Annotated in this window: 13 protein-coding genes; 7 read left to right on the forward strand and 6 right to left on the reverse strand. The window is 47.0% G+C overall.

Annotated elements, in window-relative coordinates; all coding sequences use genetic code 11:
- Positions 1 to 31 precede the first annotated feature (31 nt).
- A complete protein-coding gene (locus tag AB5903_RS11785; protein WP_005653820.1) occupies positions 32 to 769 on the reverse strand; it encodes an ion transporter in 738 nt (245 codons plus the stop codon).
- A gap of 346 nt (positions 770 to 1,115) precedes the next feature.
- On the opposite strand from AB5903_RS11785, the gene AB5903_RS11790 reads away from it, so the two are divergent.
- Positions 1,116 to 1,793: a porin family protein gene (locus AB5903_RS11790; RefSeq protein WP_272710726.1), complete on the forward strand. Its 678-nt coding sequence runs from the start codon at positions 1,116 to 1,118 to the stop codon at positions 1,791 to 1,793.
- A 98-nt stretch (positions 1,794 to 1,891) separates the two neighbouring features.
- Positions 1,892 to 3,106: a sugar MFS transporter gene (locus tag AB5903_RS11795; protein ID WP_117941132.1), complete on the forward strand. Its 1,215-nt coding sequence runs from the start codon at positions 1,892 to 1,894 to the stop codon at positions 3,104 to 3,106.
- A 98-nt stretch (positions 3,107 to 3,204) separates the two neighbouring features.
- Here the strand turns inward: AB5903_RS11795 and AB5903_RS11800 are convergent, their stop codons facing one another.
- The 3 genes from AB5903_RS11800 to AB5903_RS11810 are packed head-to-tail and all read right to left on the reverse strand — an operon-like array spanning position 3,205 to position 8,012.
- Complete coding sequence (locus AB5903_RS11800) at positions 3,205 to 4,641, reverse strand: DUF3868 domain-containing protein (RefSeq protein ID WP_117742660.1); 1,437 nt, start codon at positions 4,639 to 4,641, stop codon at positions 3,205 to 3,207.
- A 25-nt stretch (positions 4,642 to 4,666) separates the two neighbouring features.
- Positions 4,667 to 6,241: a DUF5723 family protein gene (locus AB5903_RS11805; RefSeq protein WP_336314131.1), complete on the reverse strand. Its 1,575-nt coding sequence runs from the start codon at positions 6,239 to 6,241 to the stop codon at positions 4,667 to 4,669.
- A 13-nt stretch (positions 6,242 to 6,254) separates the two neighbouring features.
- Positions 6,255 to 8,012 carry a hypothetical protein gene (locus AB5903_RS11810; RefSeq protein ID WP_368117852.1) on the reverse strand — a complete coding sequence of 586 codons (1,758 nt, stop codon included), beginning with the start codon at positions 8,010 to 8,012 and terminating at the stop codon, positions 6,255 to 6,257.
- Positions 8,013 to 8,509: 497 nt separating this feature from the next.
- On the opposite strand from AB5903_RS11810, the gene AB5903_RS11815 reads away from it, so the two are divergent.
- The 5 genes from AB5903_RS11815 (at position 8,510) to AB5903_RS11835 (ending at position 12,941) form a co-directional block, all read left to right on the forward strand.
- Positions 8,510 to 8,905: a hypothetical protein gene (locus tag AB5903_RS11815; RefSeq protein ID WP_005653844.1), complete on the forward strand. Its 396-nt coding sequence runs from the start codon at positions 8,510 to 8,512 to the stop codon at positions 8,903 to 8,905.
- A gap of 2 nt (positions 8,906 to 8,907) precedes the next feature.
- Complete coding sequence (locus AB5903_RS11820; protein WP_005653846.1) at positions 8,908 to 10,197, forward strand: DUF3440 domain-containing protein; 1,290 nt, start codon at positions 8,908 to 8,910, stop codon at positions 10,195 to 10,197.
- Positions 10,194 to 10,721: a ParB/RepB/Spo0J family partition protein gene (locus AB5903_RS11825; protein WP_005653848.1), complete on the forward strand. Its 528-nt coding sequence runs from the start codon at positions 10,194 to 10,196 to the stop codon at positions 10,719 to 10,721. Before AB5903_RS11820 ends, AB5903_RS11825 begins: the two co-directional genes overlap by 4 nt.
- Before the next feature lie 115 nt (positions 10,722 to 10,836).
- Entirely contained in the window at positions 10,837 to 11,772 is a 936-nt protein-coding gene (locus AB5903_RS11830) for a UDP-glucuronic acid decarboxylase family protein (RefSeq protein WP_060385111.1), read from the forward strand.
- Between the two features lie 41 nt (positions 11,773 to 11,813).
- Complete coding sequence (locus AB5903_RS11835) at positions 11,814 to 12,941, forward strand: response regulator (RefSeq protein WP_272710722.1); 1,128 nt, start codon at positions 11,814 to 11,816, stop codon at positions 12,939 to 12,941.
- Between the two features lie 104 nt (positions 12,942 to 13,045).
- Here the strand turns inward: AB5903_RS11835 and AB5903_RS11840 are convergent, their stop codons facing one another.
- Positions 13,046 to 15,937 (reverse strand): PD-(D/E)XK nuclease family protein, encoded by a 2,892-nt coding sequence (locus tag AB5903_RS11840; RefSeq protein ID WP_272710721.1) that lies wholly within the window; start codon positions 15,935 to 15,937, stop codon positions 13,046 to 13,048.
- Positions 15,934 to 17,745: 3'-5' exonuclease (locus tag AB5903_RS11845; protein WP_368117853.1), on the reverse strand; the 1,812-nt coding region annotated here is incomplete at its 5' end. The genes AB5903_RS11845 and AB5903_RS11840, both read right to left, overlap by 4 nt.

Raw genomic sequence — 17,745 nt, forward strand, 5'->3', positions numbered from 1 at the left:
CATAATTATAAGTTTAAAATCAGTTAGGTTGTTATTTTGAAATTTCCTTTTCTTTTTTTTGTATAATGTTGATAAAAGAAGAACTGATGATACCGGTAGGAATGGCTACCATCGCCACGCCTACCAGGCAGATGATACATCCCAGCAACTTCCCTAAAGGCGTAACCGGATAAATGTCTCCGTAACCTACGGTGGCAAACGTGATGATAGCCCACCATATTCCGTCTCCGATATTTTTGAAAACTTCGGGCTGAGCACCTCTTTCGATATAATACATGAGGATGGCTGAAAAGCAGATAGTGATGAAACTTGCAGTATATGCAGTTTCAAGTTCCTCTTTTACGGCTGAGAGCGCCCGGCCGATAATCCGGAAAGAACGAGAGTGCCGTATCAGTTTGAAAATGATAAAAATATAAGGCAGGATGATGACATGCACCACTTCCGTATCCCAATATATATAGGTAAGGATACAAGGTAGCACAGCTACGAAATCTACAAATCCATAGAAAGAGAATGTGTATTTCAGACGTGCTTTCACAGCCTTTCTGCCGGGATAAAGTGCCGGTGCAGATAAGATACGGGCTATGTACTCCACTAAAAATACGAAAGAGGATACATAGGTCACTCCGAATAGAGGTAACCTGTATGCGGCCATTTCCTCATACGAACTTCCGATGATTGCTGCAATGGAGATAAGGATAAAGAAAAGTACGAAATAATGTACATACTTTCTCCCTAAAAATCGCTGTATCAATATATAGAGTTTCATTACGGATAAATTTGTATGCGGGCTTTGCACCGTCGTTTTTTAGTTTAATAATTTTATTGTACGGTACATGGTTCTGCCTAATGTTTTCAACCAAAAAAACAAAACCTTGTCCGAATGCAGAAACGAAGGTAGCAATATATTTATTGTTTGGGAAATAAAAAATGGTATAAAAAACATTCATCGACTGCTAATCGGAAAAAGTGAATACTTTTGCTGAAAATATCAATATTAATCTTACTGTATACAGCTAAAAAAGAACAAAAAGAGCAATGTTAACTGTACGAGAATTTGGACTACGGACGGAAATCCATACCTTTGTTCCCATAATTCTATTTTGTAAATGATAATGAAAAAAGTAATTTGTTTATTGTCGCTATTGGCATGTTTATTTCCGGTTGCCGGCATGGCGCAGGGCTTGCATTTCGGCTTGAAAGCTGGTGTGCTTGGCAACAAGGCGGATATTCACGGAATGAGTAGTCAGATCAAGGAAGAGAATCAGACCGGTTTTCAGGTAGGTCCCATGTTGCAATATCAGACCGGTTTTTATGGTCTTGCTCTTGACTTTTCCTTATTGTATGTGCAGCGCGGTGTGAAACTTACCAATACTGCCAACGGTGCAAGTACCGATGTAAAAACGCAAAGTATTGACATCCCTATTGAGCTGAAATGGGAGATGGGCATATCAGACAATTTTGACCTGTTCCTGGGGGTGGGACCCTCTTTTTCTTTTTTGGTAGATGAGGATAATTGGGGGCGTAAGCTTGCCCATATAGCTGTAGATGTCATAGACAAAGATCTCTCATCCATGGGTTGGCGTTCCACTGAGGTCGGTATCAATCTTGGCGGCGGTGTTAAGATTGTAAATCACCTGATGTTGAGCTGTTACTATAATATCGGTCTGACGCAATCTGCCAAACATCATATCGGCGGAAACAAGCACGATGCCATAGACCAGATATTTGACGGTGATGTATTTGAATCCAAAAACAGGTATTGGCAGTTATCCCTTTCTTATGTGTTTTAGTTGAAGATACGTGGTATGGATGGGGCTGTCTCCTTTTTATTGCTTATCTTTGCGGCCGCATTTATTGATAGACACAGATTGTCTGAAATTATTAGATTATGAAACAGAAACGGATACCGTTGGTAGGGGAGCAATACCTTGTTCCTTTTATATTGATTACTTCTCTCTTTTTCCTATGGGGATTTGCACATGCCATTTTGGATGTGCTGAATAAGCATTTTCAGGAACTGCTGGATATAACAAAGGCGCATTCGGCTTTTATCCAGGCGATGATGTATATGGGCTATTTCGTAATGGCTGTTCCTGCGGGATTATTCATAAGCCGTTTCGGGTATCGCAGGGGAGTGGTTTTCGGGTTGCTGCTGTACGGTATCGGTTCGTTGCTGTTTATTCCCGGGCAATACTATCTGTCATTCAATATGTTCTTGTTTGCCCTTTTTGTCATCGGTTGTGGATTGACATTCCTTGAAACGGCTGCCAATCCTTATGCAACGGAATTGGGGGCGAAGGAAACGGCAGCCAGCCGCCTGAATTTTGCACAGTCCTTCAATGGTCTGGGATGTATTTGCGCTCCTGTGCTGGCAGGTCTGCTTTTGTTTTCGGAAGATGGGAGCGGCAGTGCGGGTAATGTGGCTCTGCCTTATGTAGGCATGGGGATAGTGGTGCTGCTGGTAGCGTTGGTTTTCTCGAAGATTAAGTTACCCGAAATAGAGCATAGGGCAGAGGTGGATGAAGCCGGGCATGAAATAGGGCTGTGGTCGCATAAACTCTTTATCTTTGGTTTGCTGGCTCTGTTTGCTTACGAAATAGGGGAAATCTCCATTAATAGTTTTTTCATTAATTATGTAGTGGAACAGGGGTGGATGAATGCCCGTGAAGCCTCATTGGTACTTTCATTCGGCGGATTGGGATTATTTATGCTGGGACGTTTTGCTGGCAGTTGGATTATGGGGCGTGTACGTGCGGAGAAGATGCTGCTGGTTTGCGCTACGGGAACGGTGGTGACTACTCTTGTGGTGTTGCTTGATGTGGGCATGGTGTCGCTGGTTGCACTGCTCTGCGGATATGCTTTTGAGGCTATTATGTTTCCTACTATTTTCGCTCTTTCTCTAAGAGGGTTGGGCAACCATACCAAGCGCGCTTCCTCTTTCCTGATGATGTCTCCGGTAGGCGGGGTGGTAGGTCCGCTGTTGATGGGGCTTGTGGCGGATTATACAACAATGGTGATGGCGTTTATCGTACCTTTGGCTGCCTATTGCGTAGTATGGTGTTATGCACGCAAAATGCTGTCTGTTGTAAGAAAGGCACAATAAAGAGGTTGCCGATATAGGATATATTAAAAAAAGAGTTGCAATATAGGGAACTGTCCCGTTATTGCAACTCTTTTATCTTTTACGCAAAGATGTGTATGTTACTTTATCTTATTCAAGTTTTCCTGTGCCTTTTCCGGTTCTATGGTCAAAGCTTTGGTGAACCATTCCTTTGCTATTTCACTGTCGCCCGACAGCCATGCCAGCACGCCCAGGTTGTTCCATGCACGAGGATCGTCTTTTACCCTTTCTATGTATTGCTGCGCGCGGTCAAAGTCACCGTAAACGATGTTGGCAGAGGCAGCGTTGATATTTGCCACAATATCTGTGGGATAATTGGTAGCGGCTATTTCGTACACTTCCCTGTATTCTTTCGTTCCCGGCCGGAAGTTCTTGGCTACGCCGTACATTTCCTGCAGATTCAGCATCTTGGGATTGGTATAAATCAATGTTGCGGCTTCGGAGTTGCGTACTTCGCGTATTTCGTAATCTATGGCGATAGACAGACGACGCAGGCGGGGATAATATTCATTCATCATGGCACGGTAGGAAGCGCTGCCCAGTCCTGATTTCAGTCTGGCTTCACGTACATCAGGGTTGGTGTACTTATTGATTATTTCCAATGCTTTGTTCGCATAGTCGGGCTTATCTTCCTCAAGCATCTTGACAAGGCTGTCCCAGTCTTCACCGGCTGATGTTACGTTCAGTATGCTGTCCGGGAAGTGATAACTTCCTCTGAGATAGAGGGAGAAAGAGTCGGCGCGTTTTGTGGCTACGCGGTCGTTGGTCTTGGCAGAGCCGTCGGGTGAAGCATAGCCGCATATGTTGATGGCTTTGAAAGTAACCAAGTCGCCTTCGGTCAGCGGGTTCAGGGTTTCCTTCAGCTTTTGAAGCTCAGCGGAGTTGTTTTTGAAATCGGCTTTGAATTCCGTTCCGCCCGCTGCATATTCTATATACAGGGTGTTTTGTTCAGAGCGCACTTTCAACGGCTTTTCTGTCGGGGTGAGGTAGGATACCATGCTCATGCAGGGTTCGCAGATGGAACCTTTCTGCGGCAATGGTTCTTCTTCTACCACAACTACCGGTTCTATCACCTGAATCTCGGGTAAATCCAGCAGACAGTCTTTCCTGCCTTCCTGCAATATCCACATATCCGCCTGGCTCATCCATTCTTCGTAGGGGAGGCATACGGTATAGTTCACGAGGTTCCGGCGGTCGGCAGACTTGCCTTTAATAATGGTATAAGGCGCATTGTAATCGCCTTTCCTGGCAAGCTTACGGTCTTTGTGGCGCATCTTGAACTTGTTTTTACCGGTGACGACAACAGGCGGCAAGGTCTTGCAGTTCTTTCCCGCAAACAATACCGGAGTAAAGGCGTAAGACTGGGTACTGTTGACTTTTACGGCTTCCATATTAAACTTAAAGTCCAGGGTCAGCGTATCGTTTTCCAGAGTCAGCACCGGCTTGGTGACTTTTACCTCACCTGCCCATGCTGCCAATGGCAGCATGGCAAACAGCAGACAATATATCTTTTTCATATTCTTCTTGTTTTGGTTGATAAATTCAGAGTGATTGGGTTTCTACCGTTTTGTATTTACGCTTGTGCTTCGGTCCGAAAGTAAAGTTGATACCCATATTTACGTTGACGGCTGCACGGCTGATAGGAGCGTAGTAGGCCGGTTCGTATTTACACATGGGAACATCTGCACCGATGAAGAAGTTGAAGCCGCGCGGGTGGAAATTCAGCATGATGCCGGCATCGGAGCCAAAGTTGGATAAGGCGTAGTTTACCGATGCTTCAAACCAGGAGAGGGGAGCAACATTTGCCGAAACGCGTGCTTCCGTCCATGAGTGCTTGCCTTGCATGCGGGTGGTGGAGAGGAAGCCGAAGCTCAGACGGTCGTAAGCGGGCAGGGTATATTGAGCGCCCAGGTGCAGGGTGGCTGCAAGGGCGGTGGTACGCTTTAATCCTTCCCCTGCTTTATCAAACTTTGCCAGATCTGCCAGGTCATCTACCAATTCGTCCACTTGGGTGTCCAGTTTCTTGTTATTATCGGTTCCGTCGTCTTTCACGGAGATGTCGCTAAAACCGTTGAACGTGAAGTCTTTGTTCATTGTTCCTTTGGTGGTGTTTTTCCATGAAATGAAACCGAGGTCGAGCAAGGAGGCGGAGAATGTCCATTCGTCATTCAGTTTGTAGGTCGCTCCCAAATCAATAGCCATACCGAAACCTGTGGGGCCGAGGTTGTCCGTATCGAAATCGATGTCATCGTATGAAATCTGTCCGTCGGTTCCGTCTTTCAGTATCGGGGTTCTGTCTCCGTTGGCATCCAGGATATAGTCGTCTTCCTGATAGTTGCCGGTTTCGCCTTTGGTGGGCACGATGAGGCCTTTGGCAGACATGTAAAGCTCGGCATTTTTCGGGGTGATGGTCCATTGGTCCTGAGAGGCGAGAATGTTCAGTTCGTCAATGTGCATGGTTGCTTTTGCCAGTCCCACGAGCGCTTTTACTTTGGCGCCTACCGTGAGGCGTTCGTTGATTTCGCGTGAGTGACCGAAAGCAATTTCCGCATAGTTGGTAGATACGATGTTCACGTTCTTCACGTTGTAGCTGCTTCCCGTTTCGCTGGCTACCCCGTTTTTCATGAACTTGAAAAGTTCATCGGGCATGAAAACGTTGGTATTGGACTTTACGGAGATGCCGAGTGTGTTAAAACCGCCCCAGGCGTGGAAGCCTAAGGAAAGAATCGATTCGTCTACGTTGACACCTACTTTCAGCCTTTTGGGCAATCCTTTCAGGAATTCGGCGCTGCTCACTTCCTCGTTCATAAAGGTGGTGAGGTCGCCGTTGGCTTTCTTGAAGATAAAGTCGCCTACGCCGCCTGTGGATTGCGCGCCGATTGTAAGATTGCCCAAGCCGGGAAAACTGACGTAGCCGCGTTCGCCCATAAAGGCGGGGTTTAGTTCGTGACGGTAGGTACTTCCTTCCAGAAAATAGGTTGAACGGCTGTTCTGTGTCTGTGCCATCGCATCGCCGATTGCAAGTGTCGCTACGGCTCCAGACAGTATAATCGCTAAAACATTTGTTTTCATTCGTTTCGTTATATATGATTGTTGAATCTTTTGTCTGTATCGCATGAAATAATTTCCCTTAGTTCAAATCTACTTTGATACCGTTGGGAATTTTTAGTTTCATGTCTTTAAGCTGCATCCATTGTGTGCTTAGCAACTGAACATCGGTGGCTTGTCCGGGCACGGCTGCTATCTTCAGCTTCAGGCCGTCCAGCTTGCTGATGGCGCCTTCCGCTGTTTCATTCAAGTTGACGTTGAGCGCGCTTGAAACTTCGGTCTTGCCGTCTTTGCTTTCCGTGATGGTTCCCTCTACGGTTACGTCGATGTCTTTTATCACGTTTCCGTTGGCATCCAGTGCGCTTACGTTGTCGTTCTTGATTTCCATTGCCAAAGGAATGGTGTTGACGGCATTTATGGAAAGAACGGCTTTTTTGATGTCTACATCTTCAAGGTCGAGGTCGAAGTTATCGAGTGTTTCTTCATACACGATTTTCAGGTTGCTGCCGAAGCTCAGGGGGATGTCGATGTCGTATGCGCTGTTCAGCGTGTAGTCCTGTCCTAAATTGACGGTGTAATACTGTTCTGTCTTTACGGCCGGCTTTAGCTCAACGTTGATGTGGTCGGGTATCGTTTCGATAATATCATTCAGATTGGGTACGACAACTTTGGTTGCATTTGCCTCAACCACCGTTTGCTCATCACGTACTATTGAAATTGTCTGTTGCTTGTCTCCGCTGGGTTTTAATGTGATGGATGCACCACCGTTACCGCTTCCTATTTTTACGATTTTAGTTACTTTACCGTCTTTATATCCGGTCAGGACACCATCCATTTCTACATCCGTGTTCAGTGGGTTGTTGGCATTGAATGAGAAAACAGGATTGGTGATGTCCAGTCTTATTTCATCGTCTTGCAGGAAGTCGGGCAGATTGTTCAGTTCCACTTCGGTAGGCTTCACGTCGATGTCAGGCTGGATGGTGCCATAAACTTCGCTTACAGCCATTTCTGCAAGGGTAATGGTAGGAGTGATATTTAAAGAGCCGTTGCCGGAGGGAGTTGTTACGTTTATGCCTTGCATCTCTATCTTTATCTCTTGGTTTTCGATTTTAAGGATTCTGTCGCCATTCTCTTCGTCAACTCTGTTTCCTTCACCGTATTCCTTTCCGAATACGTATTTGTTGATTTTCAGTTCTTTTGTAAATCCGGAATAGGGTTCTATCTGTACATCAGTCATGGTAAGGGTCTGTCCATTCAGTCCGTTCTCTTTCTCAAATTGTATGAAGTTCGGGAAGGTGATTGTCATAGTTCCCACTTTAACCAATGAGGTTGAAATTTCACCGCTAAGTTTTAATTTAAGAGTCAAGGTCGTTGGCATATCGGCAGCCAAGGAGCCGATTTCTATGACGGCTTTGTCCACACCATGGGCTTCTGCGTTGATGAATCCCTCTGATTCTGCATTTGGGATTAAAATATCATAAACATCACTATCATGGTTCCCACTGATTATTCTAATCGGTTCTATAGGATTCGATGATTCATTAACTGTAACCAGCTTTACCGACGTATTCGTCTCATCAATATTATCCTTTTTCAGCAGATGATATTCTCCATCCACAATCTGCAAATCATCCCCCTCGTCCAGTTCGATGATTTTATCCAATGTTATCTTCTCCGTATATCCCACGGGAATTGCCAGATGTTCGCCACCTGCACTGATTGTCATGTCGATGTCCTTGTTCAGGTCATAACTGTTATCGATGCACGATGTGGTTATTCCGAACGATGTCAGTAATAGGACCGCAGCTATAAGCGGTCTTTTCTTTGTGTTTAGCATCATAATTTTACTGTTTATAATTGTTTTGTTGTTTACTTATGTATTCAATATTATGGAAAAACGGAATAGATTAAAAGAATTTCGGGCTACTTTTAAAAGCTGTGCAAATGTATAAATTTTATTTAATTAATAATACCTTAATCGTTAAAAATGCAAGAATATGGGTGAAATAAGATTGTTTAATCCTTTCTGATACACAACTGTTTTATTGAAAATAGTTTATAGTTTAAAATGCTGAAACATTCGGCTGTATACTGAATGCCTTTCAGTCGTATACTCATCCTATTTCGGTCGTATACTTAAATAGGCTCAGTCGTATACTGAATAACGCCACTTTTATGTCTATTGATTATCAGTGAATTACAAATTCTGTATAAAAATAATAAATTACGACAATTTGAATCTTTATTCTTAAAACTGCTTAAAAATTACTTAAGGCATAAAGTTTAATATTTATCTTTGAACAATTTACAATCAAAACATAAAACCGATAATACTGAATGATACAAATTATACAATTAAAGGGAACAGACAGGCGGCTATATGAGCTTGTAGCGCCATTGGTGATGAATCCCGATGTCTTAAAGCAGAATTATAACTACCCGTTTCGTACATCGGAAGATTTTGTTTGGTTTGTGGCAGTAGAAAAGAGGAAAGTTATAGGTTTTATACCCGTAGAAGAGAAGAAGAAAGAGTGTATCATTAACAACTACTATGTAGAGGACAACAATGAAAGCACGCTGAAGCTATTATTGGAGAAGGTTATATCGAATGCAACTGCGGGTAAGGAATTGACATCGGTTACTTTCATGGAGCATTGTTCTCTTTTTAAGGAATTAGGCTTTTCGGAGGAGAAAGTCTGGACTCGCTACGTGAAAATGAAAAAAGACAGATAACTATGGCTGTTTCTAAAAATGTATACGAACTTGCGCAGGAACGTTTAGAACTGATTTTTAAAGAGTTCGATACAATATGCGTGTCGTTTTCCGGAGGGAAGGACAGTGGCGTATTGCTGAACTTGTGCATAGATTACATCCGGCGTAATAATTTAAAGCGAAAATTGTGTGTGTTTCATATGGATTATGAGATACAGTACACCGTAACCATAGATTATGTAGACCGTATATTGGAAGCCAATAAGGATATTCTGGAAGTCTATCGGGTATGTGTCCCTTTCAAGGTCACCACCTGCACATCCATGTATCAGAGCTATTGGCGTCCTTGGGACGAGAGTATGAAGGAGCTTTGGGTGCGTCAGATGCCGCAGGGTTCTTATACGAAAGAAGCGTTCCCTTTCTATACGGAGAAAATGTGGGATTACGAATTCCAAATGCACTTTGCCAAATGGCTGCATCAGCGGAAAGATGCGGTGCGCACCTGTTTCCTTATTGGTATCCGCACGCAGGAAAGCTTCAACCGCTGGCGCAGTATTCATCTGAACCGTAAATACCAGATGTACCATAACTACAGGTGGACTTCCAAAATAGGCAATGACATATTCAACGCTTATCCCATCTACGACTGGAAAACGACGGATATATGGACTGCCAACGGTAAGTTCGGCTTCGATTATAACCATCTGTACGATTTGTATTATAAGGCGGGTGTCAATATAGAGCGCCAGCGTGTGGCAAGTCCGTTTCTGTGCGAGGCGCAGGAGAGCCTTGCATTGTATAAAGTGATAGACCCCAATACCTGGGGGAAGATGATAGGACGTGTCAACGGGGTGAACTTTACAGGTATCTATGGCGGTACTCACGCCATGGGCTGGCAGAGCGTACGCATTCCCGAAGGATATACCTGGAAGAGCTTTATGCAATTCCTGCTTTCCACCTTGCCCGAAGAAACCCGGCGCAACTATCTGAAGAAGCTGACCGTCAGCATCGAATTCTGGCGGACAAAAGGGGGATGCCTGGGCGAGAATACCATAAAGAAGCTGCAAGACGCAGGCATTCCCATCGAAGTGATGAATCATACCAATTACAAGACAAACAAGAAACCTGTCCGCATGGATTATCTGGATGATATCGATATAACGGAATTCAGGGAAATCCCCACCTACAAGCGCATGTGCATCTGTATCCTAAAGAACGACCACGCGTGCAAGTACATGGGGTTTGCCCTGACCAAAGAGGAGATATACAAGCGAGACAAGATAATGGAACAATTCAAAAATATGATGTTATGAGTGTAGATAAAAGTCCGGTATATAATGTAAAAGCAATTCCCGTAGAAAAGATACAGGCCAATGATTATAACCCCAATGTAGTGGCACCGCCCGAAATGAAATTGCTGGAACTGTCCATCTGGGAAGACGGATTTACAATGCCCTGCGTGTGCTATTACGACCAAGAAAAAGACAACTATATATTGGTAGACGGCTACCACCGCTATCAGGTATTGAAAACTTCCAAGCGGATTTATCAGCGTGAGAACGGCTTGTTGCCGGTTGTTGTGATTGATAAGGAGCTGTCCAACCGCATGGCGTCCACTATCCGTCATAACCGTGCGCGCGGGGCGCATAACATCGAGTTGATGTGCAACATCGTTGCCGAACTGGATCGTGCCGGTATGTCCGACCAGTGGATTATGAAAAACATAGGAATGGACCGGGACGAGCTGCTTCGTCTGAAGCAAATTTCGGGTTTGGCAGACCTGTTTGCCAATAAAGATTTCAGTATTCCTGACAACAAGCCGGAATATATGCCTTGATAGTTGAAATAATTCTCCTGCAAACTTGCATATTTTAACCAAATCTCCTACATTTGTCAGCACATAAACAGAACAAACAAGTTGCATGGTCTTCGGACACAGAAATAAGTGCTGCATGAAAAAAATATTGGTTAGCGGTGGTGCCGGCTTTATAGGTTCTCATCTGTGTACCCGGCTGATTAAAGACGGACACGAAGTAATATGCCTGGACAATCTCTTCACCGGTTCGGAAGAGAACATAGCCCACCTGAAAGGAAATCCCCGTTTTCAGTTTGTGCTTCACGATGTGGAATTGCCCTACGAGGCGGAAGTCGATGAGATTTATAACCTGGCTTGCCCCGCATCTCCGGTACATTATCAGCACGATGCCATAAAAACGATTAAAACCTCGGTATTGGGAGCCATCAATATGCTGGGGCTGGCCAAAAAGACGGGTGCAAAAATCATGCAGGCGTCTACCAGCGAAATCTACGGCGATCCTGTCATACATCCCCAAGTGGAAAGTTATTGGGGAAATGTAAATCCAATCGGTATCCGTTCTTGTTATGATGAAGGCAAGCGTTGCGCAGAGACGCTTTTTATGGATTATTACCGTCAGAACGGAATACGCATAAAGATTATACGTATTTTCAATACATACGGTCCGCGCATGCTGCCCGATGACGGGCGGGTGGTTTCCAACTTTGTGGTCCAGGCACTGCAGGACAAGGACATCACAATTTACGGTTCGGGTGTTCAGACCCGCAGTTTCCAGTATGTGGACGACTTGATAGAGGGGATGGTGCGTATGATGAATACGGAAGAAGGGTTTATCGGCCCGGTAAATTTGGGCAATCCCAACGAGTTTTCCATCCTTGAACTGGCAGAGAAGGTTATTAGGCTGACAGGTTCCAAATCAAAACTGATATTCAAACCACTGCCGCACGATGATCCGAGACAACGGAAACCGGACATTACGTTAGCCAAACATAAACTGGACTGGCAGCCTGTAATAGAGTTGGAGGAAGGCTTGCTCCACATGATTGAATATTTCGGCAAATATCGTTCCTGAATAAATATGGTACCAATAACGGGAAAAAATATAATACAAAGATGAACATGGAAATAAATCCTTCTGAGTACAAAATCCTCATCGTAGATGATGTGATGTCCAACGTATTGTTGTTGAAAGTACTCCTGACAAATGAGAAGTTTGCGATTGCTACGGCAAACAACGGACGGCAGGCCTTGGAACAAGTGGATAAAGAACATCCGGATTTGGTGCTGCTGGATGTAATGATGCCCGATTTAAGCGGCTTTGAAGTGGCGCAACGTCTCAAATCCAATCCCGATACAGCGGATATTCCAATCATCTTTTTGACAGCGTTGAACAGTACAACGGATATAGTGAAAGGGTTTCAGGCGGGTGCCAGTGACTTTATTTCCAAACCTTTCAATAAGGAAGAGCTGATAATCCGTGTCACCCATCAGGTTTCATTGGTGGCGGCCAAGCGTATTATTCTGAATAAGACGGAAGAGTTGCAGCGCATCATTGCCGGGCGCGACAAGTTGTATTCTGTAATTGCCCATGATCTGCGTTCTCCGATGGGCTCTATCAAGATGGTGCTGAACATGCTGATGCTCAATCTGCCCGTTGAGAAGATTGGCGGTGAGATGTACGAACTGCTGACAATGGCAAACCGGACAACGGAAGATGTGTTTTCATTGCTGGATAACCTGTTGAAGTGGACAAAAAGCCAGATTGGCAACCTGAATGTTGTCTATCAGGATGTGGATGCCGTGGAAGTGGTAGCCAGCGTGATTGATGTGTTCAATATGGTGGCCGGCTTGAAGAAAATTACCATCCGTGAAGAAAAGCCGGAGAAGTTGCCCGTCTGTACCGATATTGATATGTTGAAAACCATTATTCGCAATCTGCTGAGCAATGCCATTAAATTCAGCAACGAAAATTCGGAAGTGTTGGTGAAGATGGAAGAGCAAGGAGATACAGTGGTAGTCAGTGTAAAAGACAGTGGTTGCGGCATTGATGAAGAAGGACAGCAGAAACTGCTGCATACAGATACGCATTTCAGTACGTTCGGCACAAATAATGAAGAAGGTTCCGGATTGGGATTGCTGCTGTGTCAGGATTTTGCAGTGAAGAGTGGCGGCAAGTTGTGGTTTACATCCAAGAAAGGAGAGGGTTCGACATTCTATTTCTCCATCCCGTTGAAGAAATAAAAAAGAGGACAATAAAACAATAGGGTGCTAAAGTGATATTGGCTGCAATATGATTCCTCAGATTTTATTACTTTAATTGCCCTATTGTTTTATATTGTGCTCCTCTATTTCTTGCATAGTCTTTTAAAGTCACAGTATTCGCATTTCTTCGCATCTTCTGTTTGGGTAAAAGGCTCTTCGGGATTGTATATCTCCTGCAGGAGCGCTGATAGCCGTTCGCGAAACTCATCTTCATAAAACGCAAAATTGTTGACCGGCACTTTGGGCTGGCGCGGTGCGCCCATCTCGATAACGGGCGAATAACTCTCGGATGCCGCACGGTGGATGTACAGCAGGGATGGAGCTACCTTCAGTCCTTGCTTGCGGCACATAATGGCAGCATACAGGAAAGTCTGGAAGATGTAGTTCGGACGGTTGTCGGCAGGGGTAAACAACTGCTCTATGCTTTCGGGAGTCTTGGGAGTGCCACCCGTCTTGTAGTCCACGATGCGCAGGGTATCGCCTTTGCTGTCCATACGGTCTATCGTTCCGCCGATATTCAGCGGAAGTATTCCGGAAGGAGTGTCTATCTCCAGGGTTTCCGTTACTTTTTGTTCCATGCCTTCCATACGGAAAGGGGCGTACTGCAGGTCGTTGCGGAGCAATTGCCGCAGATAGGATGCGATTACTTTGGAGTGGATAAGCTGTGTGCCGTTGTATTCGGGTTGCTCGCCGGCAGGCACATGGAAAAACTCTTCCTTGAAGGCGGTGTCTACGTATGCCTGCAACCTTACGTCGTTGCGGAGCAACTGCTCCAGATCTTCCCGGCGTATCTCCTTTCCGTTGGCTGTGAGGTCCTGGTATACCAGCTCGGCGGAACGGTGGAAGATAGTTCCGAACAGGGCGGAGTCTATCTCTGCGCTTACCTCGTCGGGAGCTTTCAGTCCGGCAACGTAGCGGTAGTAGAATCTGAGCCGGCAGTCGAGGTAGGTGTTGAGTGCCGAAGGCGAAAAGAGTGCGTTGGGATGCCGGCGGATGTCGTATGTGTTGTACATCCGTTGCAGTACCTCGTCCGTCTTGTGTATTTCAATCTTGAGGCTTTGTTGGGGAGATTGCCCGGCTTCCAGATATTGGCGTGAGATGTCGTGGGGAGACTCGACGAGAAACTGGAGCATGAAGCGCGACATCTCACCCCGGTTCAGTCCGTCGGATGCCGTATTGTACAGCAAGGTAATGTTCTCCGCACGCTGTATGAGGCGGTAGAAGTAGTAGGCATACACGGAGTTCTTATGCTCGATGGTAGTCATGCCGAACGCCTTGCGCAGGTTATAGGGGATGAAAGACGAATCTCCGCCCGCCTTGGGGAGCTGCCCTTCGTTGAGGGACAGCATAATGAGGTTGCGGAAGTCGAGGTTACGCGTTTCCAGTACGCCCATTACCTGCATGCCGATGGCGGGCTCGCCGTGAAACGGGATGTTGGTGGCGGTGAGCAGGCGGTTCATCAGGCGTTTCAGCGTGTCTGTATGCAGGCTCAGCCCGTCATTCTCTATCAGGCTGAGCAGGCGGTTGATGAGGGTGTAGCCCTTGAATAGGGACTCCCGGTAGAGCTGGTTGAAGATGTCCTCTTCATCTTTCTCCTGACGGTATATGACGGCTACTTCGCGCAGCAGCTCGGTGAGATAGCGGCAGATGGCAGCAGTTCCGTTCTGCGGGGTGAATACCTGTTCGAGAAAAGCGTCTTTTTTAAGCTCCGACGGGAGAGGGTAGAAGCGGTTGTCTTTGGTGAGCTGCTTCTCCAGGTCTTCGGCCGTGGCGGACAGTTGCCGGGTGTAAGGATGCTTCAGTATGGCAAGTGCGGCTTCGTAGGTATAGCGTCCCGTATCCCTGCGGTAGCCGGCGGTTTGCAGTTCCATAAGGGCGTTGATATAGCTGTATACGGGTGTCTGCGCCAATGGAAATCCCATGGTTATGTTTACGTTCTCCACTTCCGGCGGGATGGAGTGCAGCACGGGCAGCAACAGTGCCTCGTTGCATAGCACAATGGCGTTTTCCTTCTCCTTGCTTGCTTCGGTATCGCTTTTCACGACCGTGCGCACCCATTGGGGCAGGTAGCGGGCCTGCGCATTCTCCGTAGGAGCGGATATGAAACGTATTTTCTTGGGATGCCGCAAGACATCGAAGGCAGTTTCGGGCAGTTGGTTGGGAAACAGCTTCAGGTTGCGCAGGATAAATTCGCCCGCTTCGTGCACGTAGGGCGGTTGCTGTTCGTGGGGCAGGCGGGTGTAGAACACGTCATAATCCCAGTAGAACATGGCTTTGCCCGCATCCTGCAGGCGTTGGAAGAAGCGGGTTTCTACCTTGTTCAGCACATTGAAGCCCACGAATACGTAGCGGTCGTAGCGCAGCCGGTCCGTATCAAGCTCCTCTATTACATGGCGGTACATCATGCCTTCGTATGCGATGCCCAGTTCGGAGAGGTTCTTCCGGTAGTGCCGGTAGATGTCTCCCAGCTTGTCCCAAAGGGAGATGAACTTCTCTTTGAGTTGCGTGCGTTTGTCAATGGAGAAGTTCTGGAAAAACTGTTGTATGGCTTCTTCCTGCTCCTGGTCGAGGAAGTCGTAGTCGTCCATGATGTTCTTCAAATCCTGCAGGTTGCTGAACAGCTTGTCGGCATCTACCAGGTTCTTGTCGGCATCGTCGAAGTCGCTGATAAGCAGCTCGCCCCAGAAATAGAAATCATCCAGAGGCTCTTCGCTGTGCGTTTCTTCGCGGAACACTTTGTACAGTTCGCACACCAGCCGGATAGGGTCGCCGGGTTTCAGAGGCGAAAGGCTGCGGAACAGTTCGCTGATGTTGACATATGCGGGAGACCACAACGGGCGGTCGCTCTGAGCCGCCAGGTATTCGTTGAAGAACAGGCTGGCACGCTTGTTGGGGAATACGATTGCCGTGCGCGACAGGTCGTTCCCTATCTTGGAGTATAGGTCTTGGGCTACTGATTGAAGGAATGTTTTCATACTTTCTCTATTATTTCTTCTTCTACATACCACAGATACCCGCTGATGGCATTGGCGTCATATCCCATGCGGACAAGTAATTCCATATACCCTTGTACCTGTTTGTTATATTTCTTGTTGGGCTTGCCGAACTTGAAGTCTACGACCACGATTGCACCGTCGCGCATCATTACGCGGTCGGGGCGGCGGTTGCGGAGCTCTCCGTTCTCCTGCCAGATGATGTCGCATTCGTTGAACAACTGCCAGGTTCCCGAATACCAGTCCTTGATTTGCGGTTGTGCAAATGCCTTGCGGGTGAGTTCCCGTATCTCTTCCTCTGTCTCGGCACGGCCGATGATACCTTCGAATACCAGACGGTTGACGGCATCGTCGATGTCCGCTTCCGTTTCAATGGCGGAGAACAGCGTATGCAGCAGACGCCCCCGGTTGATGAAGCGCCGGCCGGATTCGGCTTCGTCCACTCCGGCTATGAAGTCGGCGGAACGGTTGGACTGCCGGAATTCGATGTCGTGGCGCATGCTTTCCGTATGTACCGGAAGTTTGACGGGCTTCTGTGCAAGCTTGTTCACAGTGCGGCTTTTCCCGTCCGGAGTGTCCGCATCCTTGTCCTTTCCCTTCCGAACGCAGTGAAGGAGCGCCTCTTCCGACGGATATACCGCTCCGCTTTCATAGACGCTCCCTTCTTCGTCCCAACCTCCTTCTTCCGCTTTGGCCACTTGGGGCAGGGCGGCGGAGAGAAGTTCGGACATAGTGCCTTTCTGGTCTTTCCGGCTCCATACGATAAGATTCTTTCCGGCACGGGTGAATGCCACGTACAGCAGGTTCAGGTTATCCACCCACAACTGCAACCGCTCGTTGAGGTAATCTTGCCGGTAAACGGACTCCGCCATTGTGGACGAGTAGTTGACGGGTACAAGGTCTATGGCATTGTACGGCGCTTCGGGGGCGGTGCACCACACCAGTTGGTTGTATGTTTCGTTCTCCAGTTTCCAGTCGCAGAAGGGGATGAGCACGGTATGGAACTCCAGTCCCTTGGACTTGTGGATGGAGAAGATGCGTATGCCGTCCATTTCTCCGCTGGGAATGGTTTTGTTGCAAAGCGTCTCGTCCCAGTAGCGGATGAAACCGTCGAGGTCGGATGAGTTGTTTTGCAGGTACTCTGTCACCGCATCGAAGAAAGAGAACAGATAGGCGTCCTGCTTTCCGATGCGCCCCATGTCGAACAGTGTGAAGAGTTCTTCCAACAGTTCGTACAGAGGCATCAGGCGCAATTCGTCCATACGGGCGACGAACTCTGCGGGAAGCGCGGTCCTTGCATCGGCGGTCAGCAGTTTGTGCCAGTCGGCAGGCGCTGCAAGGGGAGCTTCCGCTTCTCCCTTACCGATAATCTGCAAACTGTAATTCGCGATTAACGAGGCTCTTGCTATCTTCTCTTCCGGATTGGACAGGTAGCGCAGGGCATCTATCAGCATGCAAATGGCAAGCGAGGCATCCAGACGGAACGCTTCGTCCGATACAACGGGCAGGTGCAGCTCTTTGTCGAAGTAATCCGCAATGGGTGGTATATTCTTGTTTTTGCGCACAAGAATGGTTATATCGTTCAGCTTCACGCCTTCCGAAAGCAGCCTTTGCACTTCTTCACCCATAGCCGACAGGGTCTTTTCCGTATAGTTCTGTTCTTCATCGGGCTCCAGGAAGGAGACTTTGACATAGCCTTTGTTTTCCGTCTTGGGAGATTCCTGGGCTACATCGGCATAGGCGCGTTTCAAGGGGATGCACTCTTCCTTCAGCTCTTCCAGATGCAATGC

This window comes from Bacteroides sp. 2201st1_D9_2201SCRN_220225, assembly GCF_040928965.1.
In the GTDB taxonomy this organism is placed as follows: Bacteria; Bacteroidota; Bacteroidia; order Bacteroidales; family Bacteroidaceae; genus Bacteroides; species Bacteroides stercoris.

Bases quoted from the DNA above. Each gene is read 5' to 3' on its own strand.
- AB5903_RS11840 (WP_272710721.1), bottom strand. From the start codon at position 15,937: ATGAAAACATTCCTTCAATCAGTAGCCCAAGACCTATACTCCAAGATA.
- AB5903_RS11810 (WP_368117852.1), bottom strand. From the start codon at position 8,012: ATGATGCTAAACACAAAGAAAAGACCGCTTATAGCTGCGGTCCTATTA.
- AB5903_RS11835 (WP_272710722.1), top strand. From the start codon at position 11,814: ATGAACATGGAAATAAATCCTTCTGAGTACAAAATCCTCATCGTAGAT.
- AB5903_RS11820 (WP_005653846.1), top strand. From the start codon at position 8,908: ATGGCTGTTTCTAAAAATGTATACGAACTTGCGCAGGAACGTTTAGAA.
- AB5903_RS11805 (WP_336314131.1), bottom strand. From the start codon at position 6,241: ATGCGATACAGACAAAAGATTCAACAATCATATATAACGAAACGAATG.
- AB5903_RS11795 (WP_117941132.1), top strand. From the start codon at position 1,892: ATGAAACAGAAACGGATACCGTTGGTAGGGGAGCAATACCTTGTTCCT.
- AB5903_RS11790 (WP_272710726.1), top strand. From the start codon at position 1,116: ATGAAAAAAGTAATTTGTTTATTGTCGCTATTGGCATGTTTATTTCCG.
- AB5903_RS11830 (WP_060385111.1), top strand. From the start codon at position 10,837: ATGAAAAAAATATTGGTTAGCGGTGGTGCCGGCTTTATAGGTTCTCAT.
- AB5903_RS11800 (WP_117742660.1), bottom strand. From the start codon at position 4,641: ATGAAAAAGATATATTGTCTGCTGTTTGCCATGCTGCCATTGGCAGCA.
- AB5903_RS11825 (WP_005653848.1), top strand. From the start codon at position 10,194: ATGAGTGTAGATAAAAGTCCGGTATATAATGTAAAAGCAATTCCCGTA.
- AB5903_RS11815 (WP_005653844.1), top strand. From the start codon at position 8,510: ATGATACAAATTATACAATTAAAGGGAACAGACAGGCGGCTATATGAG.
- AB5903_RS11785 (WP_005653820.1), bottom strand. From the start codon at position 769: ATGAAACTCTATATATTGATACAGCGATTTTTAGGGAGAAAGTATGTA.